At 63.9% G+C, this 11,631-nt stretch carries 10 protein-coding genes; 9 read left to right on the top strand and 1 reads right to left on the bottom strand.

Going from position 1 to position 11,631, the window contains the following annotated elements:
• Positions 1 to 2: 2 nt before the first annotated feature.
• The 9 genes from nuoN (at position 3) to EN869_RS15225 (ending at position 10,864) form a co-directional block, all read left to right on the top strand.
• On the top strand, positions 3 to 1,439 hold the full coding sequence (gene nuoN / locus EN869_RS15265; protein ID WP_127228794.1) for an NADH-quinone oxidoreductase subunit NuoN: 1,437 nt from the start codon (positions 3 to 5) through the stop codon (positions 1,437 to 1,439).
• A gap of 4 nt (positions 1,440 to 1,443) precedes the next feature.
• On the top strand, positions 1,444 to 2,265 hold the full coding sequence (locus EN869_RS15260; RefSeq protein WP_127228793.1) for a biotin--[acetyl-CoA-carboxylase] ligase: 822 nt from the start codon (positions 1,444 to 1,446) through the stop codon (positions 2,263 to 2,265).
• Between the two features lie 97 nt (positions 2,266 to 2,362).
• A complete protein-coding gene (locus tag EN869_RS15255) occupies positions 2,363 to 4,033 on the top strand; it encodes a ribonuclease J (protein WP_127228792.1) in 1,671 nt (556 codons plus the stop codon).
• Between the two features lie 129 nt (positions 4,034 to 4,162).
• On the top strand, positions 4,163 to 4,567 hold the full coding sequence (gene mce, locus EN869_RS15250; RefSeq protein WP_127228791.1) for a methylmalonyl-CoA epimerase: 405 nt from the start codon (positions 4,163 to 4,165) through the stop codon (positions 4,565 to 4,567).
• Positions 4,564 to 4,854 carry a DUF1467 family protein gene (locus EN869_RS15245; protein WP_127228790.1) on the top strand — a complete coding sequence of 97 codons (291 nt, stop codon included), beginning with the start codon at positions 4,564 to 4,566 and terminating at the stop codon, positions 4,852 to 4,854. The genes mce and EN869_RS15245 overlap by 4 nt, the downstream gene beginning before the upstream one ends.
• Before the next feature lie 567 nt (positions 4,855 to 5,421).
• Positions 5,422 to 6,750, top strand: a complete 1,329-nt coding sequence (gene proS, locus EN869_RS15240) for a proline--tRNA ligase (protein WP_127228789.1) — start codon at positions 5,422 to 5,424, stop codon at positions 6,748 to 6,750.
• Positions 6,747 to 8,033, top strand: coding sequence for a lipoprotein-releasing ABC transporter permease subunit (locus EN869_RS15235; protein ID WP_127228788.1), 1,287 nt, complete (start codon positions 6,747 to 6,749; stop codon positions 8,031 to 8,033). The genes proS and EN869_RS15235 overlap by 4 nt, the downstream gene beginning before the upstream one ends.
• Complete coding sequence (locus EN869_RS15230; RefSeq protein WP_189341210.1) at positions 8,030 to 8,713, top strand: ABC transporter ATP-binding protein; 684 nt, start codon at positions 8,030 to 8,032, stop codon at positions 8,711 to 8,713. Before EN869_RS15235 ends, EN869_RS15230 begins: the two co-directional genes overlap by 4 nt.
• Before the next feature lie 900 nt (positions 8,714 to 9,613).
• Positions 9,614 to 10,864, top strand: coding sequence for a site-2 protease family protein (locus EN869_RS15225; RefSeq protein WP_127228786.1), 1,251 nt, complete (start codon positions 9,614 to 9,616; stop codon positions 10,862 to 10,864).
• 3 nt (positions 10,865 to 10,867) lie between these two features.
• On the opposite strand, the gene lipB is transcribed toward EN869_RS15225, so the two are convergent.
• Positions 10,868 to 11,611: a lipoyl(octanoyl) transferase LipB gene (gene lipB / locus EN869_RS15220; protein ID WP_127228785.1), complete on the bottom strand. Its 744-nt coding sequence runs from the start codon at positions 11,609 to 11,611 to the stop codon at positions 10,868 to 10,870.
• Between the last annotated feature and the right edge of the window lie 20 nt (positions 11,612 to 11,631).

Genomic DNA, 11,631 nt, shown 5'->3' with positions numbered 1-11,631 from the left:
CCATGACGCCGGACCTTCTCTCCAGTCTTTCGCTGTCGACGCCGGAACTGATCCTGGCCGTCGGCGCGCTGGTGCTCCTGATGATCGGAGCCTATTCGCGCTCCAACAACACCATGACCGTCACCGGCCTGGCCGTCGTCGTGCTGGCGGTGGCAGGTCTCTGGCTTGCCTTCTCAGGCGGGCAGGGCGCGGCCTATGGCGGCGCCTTCGTGCAGGATCCCTTCAGCGCCTTCATGAAGATGCTGGCGCTGATCGGCTCGGCGGTTTCGCTGGTGATGTCGATGCGCTTTGCGCGCCAGGAACATTTCGACAAGTTCGAATTCCCGGTGCTTATCCTGCTCTGCACCCTCGGCATGCTGCTGATGATCTCGGCCAACGGCATGATCGGGCTTTATCTCGGCCTCGAGCTGCAGTCGCTGGCGATCTATGTGCTGGCCGCGATCAACCGCGATAATCTGCGCTCGACCGAGGCAGGCCTGAAATACTTCGTCCTCGGCGCGCTTTCGTCGGGCATGCTGCTCTACGGCATCAGCCTCGTCTATGGTTACACCGGCAACACCGGGTTCCACGAGATCGCGACAGCCCTGGGCAGTGGCCAGCGCCAGCTCGGCCTCGTCTTCGGGCTGGTGTTCGTGCTTGCGGGCCTCGCCTTCAAGATCTCGGCCGTGCCGTTCCATATGTGGACGCCGGACGTCTATGAGGGCGCGCCGACGCCGATTACCGCCTTCCTGGCGGCGGCCCCGAAGATGGCGGCGATGGCGCTGATCGTGCGCGTCACCATGGGTGCTTTCAAGCCGATCGCTTCGGACTGGCAGCAGATCGTGGTCTTCATCTCGATCGCCTCGATGGCGCTCGGCGCTTTTGCGGCCATCGGGCAGACCAACATCAAGCGCCTGATGGCCTATTCCTCGATCGGCCATATGGGCTACGCGCTGGTCGGCCTTGCCGCCAACAGCCAGGCGGGCGTGCGCGGCGTCGCCATCTACATGCTGATCTATCTGGTGATGACGCTCGGCACCTTCGCCTTCATCCTCGCCATGCGGCGCAAGGAAGGCAATGTCGAGCAGATCAGCGATCTCGCCGGCCTTGCCTCGACCAACCCGATCATGGCCACCATCCTCACCATCCTGATGTTCTCGCTGGCCGGCATTCCGCCGCTCGCGGGTTTCTGGGGGAAGTGGTACGTGTTCCTCGCCGCCATCAACGCGCATCTCTACGCGCTGGCGATCATCGGCGTGCTGGCCTCGGTGGTGGGCGCCTACTACTACCTGCGCATCATCAAGATCATGTGGTTCGACGAGCCGGTCGGCGGCTTCGTGCCGATGGCCAGCGAGCTGCGCCTCGTGCTCGGCGTCAGCGGCGCCTTCGTGCTGTTCTACGTGCTGATCGGTGGACCGATCGGCAGCTACGCCGAAGCCGCGGCCAAGACCTTCTTCTGACGGGATGGCGTTTCGGCTGGCTCCAACCGCGGCGTCGGAGGGGTTCCGGCTCGAGGCCCATGACAGCGTCGGCTCCACCAACGCTCTGGCGCTGGAGCATGCGCGCGCGGGCGATCCGGGAAAACTGTGGGTCGTCTCGAAGAAACAGGAAAGCGGCCGCGGAAGGCGTGGTCGCGCCTGGGCGACGCCGGAAGGCAATCTCGCGGCAACGCTGCTCCTGGTACCCGGCGGCGAGTTGCGACTAGCCGCGACGCTTGGGTTCGTTGCGGGCCTCGCGCTTGCCGACGCGCTGGATGCCGTCGTGCCGAAAGGCCGGATCGCCGTTGCCCTGGATGGCGCAAGCCAGGGCCGCAACCGCTTCGAGCTGAAATGGCCGAATGACGTGCTGGCGTCGGGCGCCAAGCTTGCCGGCATCCTGCTGGAATCGGCGATGCTGGAAGGCGGCCGCTTTGCCGTCGCCATCGGCATCGGCGTCAATGTCGTGGCTTATCCTGAGGATTTGCCTTATCCGGCGACATCGCTGCAGGCGCTGGGCGCCAATTGCGATGCCGAGACGCTGTTCCTGGCGCTTTCGGACGCCTGGAGCGAGAATGCCCGGATGTGGGACGACGGCCGCGGGCTCAATGCCATCCGCAAGCGCTGGCTTGCCCGCGCGGCGGGGCTTGGCGGTGAGGTTGCTGTCAGAATTGACGGCAACGTGGTGCGCGGCGTCTTCGAAACCATTGACGAGGACTGCCGTTTCGTGATCCGCGACGATGAGGGATCGGTACTGACGATCGCGGCCGGCGACGTGCATTTCGGTGCGGTCGCTTCGGCGCGCGTATAATTCTGTTTTTGCGCAATTCCGGACGGAAAGCCGTTAGACACTCTTCCCGGAATTGCTCGATTGACTTGGCCTGAGACGCCAGGAAGGAAAGAAATTAATGGCGAATAAGGAAAACGCCGAACTCGTCTTCGCGCCGCTGGGCGGCGTCGGCGAGATTGGCATGAACTTCGCCCTTTACGGCTATGGGCCCGCCGACGCACGGGAGTGGATCATCGTCGATGTCGGCGTCACCTTTCCGGATTCAGCGCATCCGGGCGTCGATCTCATCCTGCCTGACACGCGCTTCATCGAGGAGAACCTCGACGGCCTGCGCGGCATCGTCATCACCCATGCGCATGAGGACCATTACGGCGCGCTGCTCGACATCTGGCCAAAGCTGAAGGCGCCGGTGTGGGTGACGCCGTTCACCGCCGGCCTGCTCGAAGCAAAGCGGCAGGGCGAGCAGAACGCGCCGAAGATCCCGGCGTCGATCTACCGGGCCGGCGAAAAGTTTACGGTAGGCCCGTTCGAGATCGAGGCCATTCCGGTGGCGCATTCGATCCCCGAGCCGATGTCGCTGGCGATCACCACGCCCGCCGGCACCCTGATCCACACCGGCGACTGGAAGATCGACCCGGCGCCGACGATCGGCCCGAAGACCGACGAGGCGCGTTTCCGCGCCTATGGCGACAAGGGGGTGCTGGCGCTGATCTGCGATTCCACCAACGCGCTGCGGGAAGGGGAGTCGCCGTCGGAAGTGGCGGTCGGCGAAGGCCTCAAGGGCGTCATCGAGAGCGCGAAAGGGCGCGTTGCTGTCACCACCTTCTCCTCCAATGTCGGGCGCATCGTTTCGATCGCGCGCGCGGCGCGCGATGCCGGCCGGCAGTGCCTGGTGCTCGGCCGCTCGCTGAAGCGCGTCATCGATGTGGCGGGCGAGCTCGGCTATATGGACGGGCTGCCGGAGTTCATCGCCGAGGAAGACTATGGCTATATTCCGCGCGAGAACCTGGTAATCATCTGCACCGGCAGCCAGGGCGAGCCGCTGGCGGCGCTGGCCAAGCTGTCACGCGACGAGATGAAGTCGGTGGCGCTGACGGCCGGCGATACGGTTGTGTTTTCCTCGCGCACCATTCCCGGCAACGAAAAGGCGATCCTGGAGATCAAGAACCGGCTGATTGATCTCGGCATGAAGATCATCGAGGATGGCGACGCGCTGGTGCATGTCTCCGGCCATCCGCGCCGCAGCGAATTGCGCAAGATGTATGAATGGGTGCGGCCGCAGATCGGCGTTCCCGTGCACGGCGAGGCGGCGCATCTGGTGGCGCAGGGCTCACTGATGTCGATGTCGGGCATCGGCCAGGTGGCGCAGGTGCGCGACGGCGACATGCTTCGGCTCTGGCCCGGCCCGGCGACGATTATCGACCAGGTGCCGTTCGGCCGGCTCTACAAGGATGGCAATCTGATCGGCACCGACCAGGCGATGGGCATACGCGACCGGCGCAAGCTCTCCTTCGCCGGCCATGTCGCGGTCAATGTCGTGCTCGACGACAAATATGAGCTTGCCGGCGACCCCGACCTGGTGGCGATCGGCGTGGCCGAGGCGGATGCCAGCGGCGAGACGCTGGAAGACCTGATGCTCGATGCGGCGGTCGGCGCGGTGGACTCCATCCCGCGCCAGCGCCGGAAGGACCTCGATCTGGTGCAGGAGGCGGTGCGTCGCGCCGTGCGCGCCGCCGCCAACGAAGCCTGGGGCAAGAAGCCGCTGGTGACGGTGTTCGTCACGCGGTGACGAACAGGGGAGTAGGGGAGTAAGGCAGTAGGGGAGTAGGGAAGGACGAGTGGTTACTTCTTGTGCCTTGTTTTTCCCTACTCCCTTACTGCCCTACTCCCTTACTCCCCTAAAAACGGAGCGCGCTTTATGCTTGGACGCCTCAACCATGTCGCGCTTGCCGTGCCGGATCTGGCCGCGGCGATGGCCGCCTATCGCGATACGCTGGGCGCGCGATTGAGCGCGCAGCAGGCGCTGCCGGAGCATGGCGTGACCGTCGTGTTCGTCGATGTCGGCAACACCAAGATCGAGTTGCTGGAGCCGCTGGGTGAAGCCTCGCCCATCGCGGCATTCCTCGAGAAGAATCCTTCGGGCGGCATGCACCATGTCTGCTACGAGGTCGACGATATCCTGGCTGCCCGCGACCATTTGAAGGCAAGCGGCGCGCGCGTGCTGGGCGACGGCAACCCGAAGATCGGCGCGCATGGCAAGCCGGTGCTGTTCCTGCATCCCAAGGATTTCTTCGGCACGCTGGTCGAATTGGAGCAGGCATGAACTGGATCCTGTTCTGCGCGCTGTTCTTCGTCACCTGGTGGCTGGTGCTGTTCGTCGTTCTTCCGTTCAGCCTGCGCACCCAGGACGACGACCAGGACGTCACGCTGGGTACCGTCTCCAGCGCGCCACGCGGGCCGCATATGCTGCGCGCGTTCCTGCGCGCGACGATCGTGACGGTGATCGTCATGGGCATTCTCTATGGCCTGACGATGGGGCTGGGATTCAGCTTCAACGACATCATGCGGATCATGCCGGACTTTGGTCCGAATGCCAGTCACCAAGGCTGACAATACAGTTTCCGCAAGTATTGAGCAGGATTACGCGCGCCAAGGTTGAAATCGGAAGCCGGCTTCCGATTTCGGCGACTTTGCGATGATCAGGTCTTTGGCCGATGGTGGTGCTAAGCAGATGATTGCACAAAAAAAATGCAAGGCACGAGGCCTTGCAATTTAAACGCGTCCGATCCGTTTCCGGTGTCCGGCGGCAGCGAGTTACCGCGCCTAGATCGCATCCTCCCAAGACTTTGACCGCGTAGGAGAGCAGATTTTTCTCCGCCCTCTCGGTTATCGGCGCACACTAGACCAAGGCAGGTGAAAATGTCACGAAGAATTTTGCCCGGAAACGGGCAATATCGTGCTGCACTGCACAATAGTGCGGCAGGGCTTGCTTGTGAATCGATCAAATAGCCATTTGCGGCACTTTGCCGTCAAAATCGCCCTTTTTGGCAAGGCGCAGTAGGCCCGATACTTTGGGGCACTCGGGTTCCCATTCGGCCATGAAATGGCTATGAAGCCCGGGCAAGCAGCCCTTTCGCGCCGATTCCCGCGCGTCATTTTTCATTCACGGACCAGTCCATGCGTTTGTCGCGCTATTTCCTGCCCATTCTCAAAGAAAATCCCCGCGAGGCCGAAATCGTCTCGCACCGGCTGATGCTGCGCGCCGGCATGATCCGCCAGCAGGGGCAGGGCAGCTTTTCGTGGCTGCCGCTGGGCAAGCGAGTGTTGGACAAGGTCTGCCAGATCATCCGCGAGGAGCAGAACCGCGCGGGCGCGCTGGAAATCCTGATGCCGACCATCCAGTCGGCGGATCTGTGGCGCGAAAGCGGCCGTTACAACGACTACGGCAAGGAGATGCTGCGCATCAAGGATCGCCAGGACCGCGACATGCTCTACGGCCCGACCAATGAGGAGATGGTCACCGAGATTTTCCGCGCCTACGTGAAATCCTACAAGGATTTGCCGCTGAACCTCTACCACATCCAGTGGAAGTTCCGCGACGAGGTGCGTCCGCGTTTCGGCGTCATGCGCAGCAGAGAGTTCCTGATGAAGGACGCCTATTCCTTCGACCTCGATTTCGAGGGTGCGAGGGCGGCTTATAACCGCATGTTCGTCTCCTATCTGAGGACGTTCACGCGCATGGGCCTGCAGGCCATTCCGATGCGCGCCGACACCGGCCCGATCGGCGGCGACCTCAGCCATGAATTCATCATCCTGGCCGAAACCGGCGAGAGCCAGGTGTTCTGCGACCGCGCTTACCTTGCGCTCGACGTGCCGGGCGCCGGCACCGACTTCTCCAACGATGCCGAGATCGGCGACATCGTGAAGAAATGGACGACGCCTTACGCCGCCACCGATGAAATGCATGACGAAGCGGCCTGGGAGAAGGTTTCCGAAGGCGACCGGCTCTCGGCGCGCGGTATCGAGGTCGGCCACATCTTCCATTTCGGCGAGAAATATTCGAAGCCGATGAACGCCAAGGTGACAGGCGCCGACGGCAAGGACCATTACGCTTCGGGCGGCTCCTATGGCATTGGTCCGTCACGGCTGGTCGCGGCGATCATCGAGGCGAGCCATGACGAGAACGGCATCATCTGGCCGGAAGCCGTGGCGCCTTTCGACATCGGCTTGATCAACATGAAGGTCGGAGACACCGAATGCGACCGGGTCTGCGACGAGCTTTATGCCGCGCTGAACGCCGCCGGCAAGGACGTGCTCTATGACGACACCGACCAGCGGCCGGGCGGCAAATTCGCCACCGCCGACCTGATCGGCCTGCCGTGGCAGGTGATCGTCGGCCCGCGCGGCGTGGCCGCCGGCGAGGTCGAGATCAAGAACCGCAAGTCGGGCGAGCGCGAGACGCTGCCGATCGCCGAGGCAAAGAAGCGTCTGGGTATCGCCGCATGAGCGAGGCGGCGACAGCGGCCAGATCAGGCGCGGGCGCTTTCTCGGGCTTCGAGCGCATGGTGGCGTGGCGCTACCTGCGCTCGCGCCGCAAGGAGACGGTGATCTCCGTCATCGCTTCGATTTCCTTCCTCGGTATCATGCTCGGCGTCGCGACCCTGATCGTCGTCATGGCGGTGATGAACGGATTTCGCGCCGAGCTGCTGACCCGCATCCTCGGCGTCAACGGCCATCTCATCGTGCAGCCGCTCGATTCGCCGCTTGAGGACTACGCCCAGGTGGCCAGCCGCATCAACGGCGTCGCGGGCGTCAAATATGCGATCCCGCTGATCGACGGGCAGGTGCTGGCACAGGGCAATGTCGGCGGCGGTACCGGCGCCTTGGTGCGCGGCATCCGCGGCGAGGACCTCAGCAAGATTTCGATTGTCGCCAGCAACGTCAAACAGGGCACGCTAGACGGTTTCGACGCCGGCGAGGGCGTGGCGATCGGCAAGCGCATGGCCGAGAATCTCGGCCTCACGCTTGGCGACACCATCACCCTGATCTCTCCCGATGGCGACGTGACGCCGCTCGGCACTACCCCGCGCATGAAGGGCTACAAGGTCGCCGCGATCTTCGAGGTCGGCATGTCGGAATATGACAGTTCCATCGTCTACATGCCGTTTTCGGAAGCCCAGCTCTATTTCAACATGGATGGGCGGGCGCAGACCATCGAGATCTATGTCGACAATCCCGACAAGGTCGACGCGCTGAAGCCGCTGGTCGAGCAGGCGGCGCAACGGCCAATCGACATCGTCGACTGGCGCCAGCGCAACGAGACCTTCTTCTCGGCGCTTCAGGTCGAGCGCAACGTCATGTTCATGATCCTGACGCTGATCGTGCTGGTGGCGGCGCTCAACATCATTTCGGGCCTGATCATGTTGGTGAAGGACAAGGGCCACGACATCGCCATCCTGCGCACGATGGGCGCTTCGCGCGGCGCGATCCTGCGCATCTTCCTGATGACGGGGGCGGCGATCGGCGTCACCGGCACGATCGCCGGCGTGCTGCTCGGCGTCGTCATCTGCATCAACATCGAATCGATCCGCCAGTTCTTCTCCTGGATGACAGGCCGGATCCTGTTCAACCCTGAGCTCTACTTCCTCAGCCAGCTGCCGGCCAAGATGGATCCGCGCGAGACGACCTATGTCGTGATCATGGCGCTGGCCCTGTCGTTCCTGGCGACGGTGTTCCCGGCCTGGCGGGCCGCCCGGCTCGATCCCGTCGAAGCCTTGAGGTACGAATGATGGCCGAGGCCATTATCGAGTTGAAGGGCGTCGAGCGGCACTATGTCCAGGGGCCGCGCAAGCTCACCATTTTGAACGGCGCCGATTTTTCGCTGCGGCGTGGTGAGATGGTGGCGCTGGTTGCGCCGTCGGGCACGGGCAAGTCGACCCTTTTGCACACGGCCGGCCTGCTCGAGCGGCCCGACGGCGGCGACGTGATTCTCGCCGGCCGCGCTTGCGGCCGGCTGTCGGACGAGGAACGCACCGCGATCCGCCGCAACGACGTCGGCTTCGTCTACCAGTTCCATCATCTGCTGCCGGAGTTCTCGGCGCTCGAAAACATCATGATGCCGCAGCTGATCAAGGGGCTTTCCCGCAAGGAGGCCTCGGAGCGGGCGGCACAGCTGCTCGACTACATGCAGATCGGCAAGCGCGCGCAGCACCGGCCGGCCGAGCTTTCGGGCGGCGAGCAGCAGCGTGTTGCCATTGCCCGCGCGGTCGCCAATGCGCCGCTGGTGCTTCTGGCCGACGAGCCCACCGGCAATCTCGATCCGACGACGGCGTCTTATGTGTTCGATGCGTTGGAGGCGCTGGTCAGGCAGTCGGGCCTGGCGGCGCTGATCGCCACCCACAACCACGAGCTCGCCGGTCGCATGGACCGGCGGGTGACGCTGGCCGAAGGCAAGGTCGTGCCTCTCTGAGGCCAGGCCGCCAATCTATCCGAATGCAGCCAGGTACCGGATAGCAATGCTGTCACGGCGGTGGGCCGAAGCATCGTCACAGGTCACCGAAGTGATGATGCGACCTCTCGCCGGTCGGAGGCCGCCGTGAAAAAGGTCATTCTCGGGATTGTGGCGTTGCTGTTCCTGGCGATCCCGTGTCGACGGTTTACCCCCTGCTTTTCGGTTGTCCGCACGGCGGCTCGTACCGGTGCGTCCAGGGCTTCAATCGGGAAACATGTGGCTGCCCGCACTCGTAGTTCGGCGCCCCGCTATGAAGGCCACGGCTATCATCAGCCTTCTGCGCGCGGCCCTTGGCAGCCGGTAGTGCGCTTCACCGTTTCACGGAAACGGCGAAACGCACTATCTCCTTGTTTTTACGCAATTCGGGCGGAAAACCGCTCACACTGGAATTGCTCTAGCGTTTGATTTTGCGGCCAGCCATTCAGGGCCTCCTGTCGCGCCGCGCCTTCGTTTCAGCTGCCGGCGAGCGATTAACCCTTCATTTACTGTGCAAAATTCTCTCCCTGCCACTGGGCGCCGACAGTCGTTGACATTCGAACAAAATTAGAACAAATTACGAACATACCAACAACGGAGAGAGTTATGTCTGATCTGGTTCAGGATGTCGTCTCGCTGGTTTGCATGAGCACTTTTCTCGTTTCCATGGCGATCTGGATCGGCGCCATGTGATAATGCAGCTATCGCCGCCACCGGACGGGCAATGGCCCGCCCTGTTAGTCGGGACGGGCAAAAGTGCCCGCCCTTTGTTGGGGCGAGGAAGGGGCCGCCCAGGAACGGACAAGAGCCCGCGCATTTTTGTTAAGTCTTTCTTGGCCGCGCCGCCGCTAGGCTGCTCCTTCAAGACAGGGAGCGAAGGCAGTGTCGGTCATCGTCACGGTCACCCTTGTGGCCGGCAATCTCGGACTGATCTTTCTTTTGATGACCGTGCCGCTCGGATTGCGCACGGTGACGGTCGGCCGCGTGATCAAGGCCGACCGCGATCGCCTCTGGCAGGCGCTCTGGCCGTTCGGCAGCGATGCCGGATGGTCCGGCGAAATCCTCTCGGCCGAGCCGCTGGATAGTGAGGGGACGGCGCTGATCAAACTGTCCTGGGAGGGCCGGGACGGTCGGCCGATCGAACGCAAGGCGCGCTTCGAGCATGTCGTGGACGGCAGCCGCTTTTCGATGCGGGTCGTTGAGGATACGGCGCTCGATCCGTCGTTCTGGGCGAATTATCGCGAGACCGCCGAACTCGTCCCTGAGGGCGATGCGACGCGAGTCACGCTTACGCAGACCGACCGCTATCGCGGCGTCGCCTTCCTGATCTTTCGTTTCTTCGCCATGCGCCGCGAACTGCGCAAGCTCGACGTCTGGGCGGCGACCGGCACCTATCGCAAAGGCGGCTGGTTCGAGCATCCGCTCAGCCAGATCGGCTTTGCCGTGCTCTCGGCCTTAATCCTGTGGCCCTTCTTCGGCCTCAACCTCGGCGGCCTGGCGCTGGCCGCGATCCTGACCTCGGTGGTCGCCCTGCACGAGCTCGGCCACATGGTGGCCTTCCGGCTGACGGGGCATCGCCGGGCGCGGATGATCTTCATTCCGCTGCTAGGCGGCATCGCCATCGGCGGCAGGCCCTATGACAGCCGCTTCGAGGTTGCCTTTGTGGCGCTGATGGGCGCGGGCTTCTCCGCCTTCCTGGTGCCGGTGCTGATCGCCGCCAGCGGCTTTGCCGACAGCGAGGGGCACCGGCTGGCCGCGGTGATGCTGGCCACGCTTGCCGGCTGCGCGTCGCTGTTCAACATCGCCAACCTCGTGCCGGTGTGGAAATTCGACGGCGGCCAGGTGCTGCGCCAGATCTGCCCCGGGCCGGTCGCGCTGGCGCTGGCGTCCTTCTTCCTGCTGTCGGCGCTTCTGGCGCTAGGCTGGCAGGCCGGTTTCTCGCCGAGCTTCCTGCTGATTACGGGCGCGGTGTTCTCGATCCTGAGCCTGATCACCATGGGCAGCGGCGTCAAGCCACGCCACGAGCTGAAGCCGATCCAGCCCTTCGACCGGCTGGCCATGGCCGGCGCGCTGCTGGCGGTGTTTGCCATCCACGGCTATGGCATGCTCTGGGCATCCGCACAGCTGATGTAGCGATCAGCCTGCCTTTCGGGACATTTCGGCGGCAGGCACCGCTGCGGGGCCAAACACATCCTGGAAAGCGGATTTCAGCGCCAGATCGAGGTCGGCCATGGTGACTGGCAGGCCAAGGTCGACCAGGCTGGTCACGCCGTGGTCCGAGACGCCGCAAGGCACGATGCCGCCGAAATGGCCGAGATCCGGCTCGACATTGATGGCGATGCCGTGGAAGCTCACCCAGCGCCGCAACCGGATGCCGATTGCCGCGATCTTGTCCTCGGCCGGCGTGCCGTCCGGCAGGGCAGGGCGATCCGGCCGCACCACCCAGACACCGACTCGGTCCTCGCGGCGCTCGCCGCGCACATTGAAGGCGGCGAGCGTGCCGATGATCCATTGCTCCAGCGCCGCGACGAAGGCGCGCACATCCTCGCGCCGCCGCTTCAGGTCGAGCATCACATAGGCCACACGCTGTCCCGGACCGTGATAGGTGTATTCGCCGCCGCGCCCGGCGGCGAAGACCGGGAAACGGTCCGGATCGATCAAATCCTCGCTGCGGGCGCTGGTGCCGGCGGTGTAAAGCGGCGGGTGCTCAACCAGCCAGACCATCTCGCCTGCCGCGCCGCTGCGGATCGCCTCGGCGCGCGCCTCCATAAAGGCCAGCGCCTCCGGATAGGCGGTGAGGCCGGGTTCGATCACCCATTCCACCGGCGCCGAACCGGGGAGGGGCAGGAACGACGTGGCGATCTGGCTGCGTTCTGTCATGGATTGTTCGTTTATCGGCT

The organism is Mesorhizobium sp. M2D.F.Ca.ET.226.01.1.1, assembly GCF_004022705.2.
GTDB lineage: Bacteria > Pseudomonadota > Alphaproteobacteria > Rhizobiales > Rhizobiaceae > Mesorhizobium.
This window is presented reverse-complemented; position numbering and strand designations above follow the sequence as displayed.

Bases quoted from the DNA above. Each gene is read 5' to 3' on its own strand.
- nuoN (WP_127228794.1), top strand. From the start codon at position 3: ATGACGCCGGACCTTCTCTCCAGTCTTTCGCTGTCGACGCCGGAACTG.
- proS (WP_127228789.1), top strand. From the start codon at position 5,422: ATGCGTTTGTCGCGCTATTTCCTGCCCATTCTCAAAGAAAATCCCCGC.
- EN869_RS15235 (WP_127228788.1), top strand. From the start codon at position 6,747: ATGAGCGAGGCGGCGACAGCGGCCAGATCAGGCGCGGGCGCTTTCTCG.
- mce (WP_127228791.1), top strand. From the start codon at position 4,163: ATGCTTGGACGCCTCAACCATGTCGCGCTTGCCGTGCCGGATCTGGCC.
- lipB (WP_127228785.1), bottom strand. From the start codon at position 11,611: ATGACAGAACGCAGCCAGATCGCCACGTCGTTCCTGCCCCTCCCCGGT.
- EN869_RS15230 (WP_189341210.1), top strand. From the start codon at position 8,030: ATGATGGCCGAGGCCATTATCGAGTTGAAGGGCGTCGAGCGGCACTAT.
- EN869_RS15255 (WP_127228792.1), top strand. From the start codon at position 2,363: ATGGCGAATAAGGAAAACGCCGAACTCGTCTTCGCGCCGCTGGGCGGC.
- EN869_RS15260 (WP_127228793.1), top strand. From the start codon at position 1,444: ATGGCGTTTCGGCTGGCTCCAACCGCGGCGTCGGAGGGGTTCCGGCTC.
- EN869_RS15245 (WP_127228790.1), top strand. From the start codon at position 4,564: ATGAACTGGATCCTGTTCTGCGCGCTGTTCTTCGTCACCTGGTGGCTG.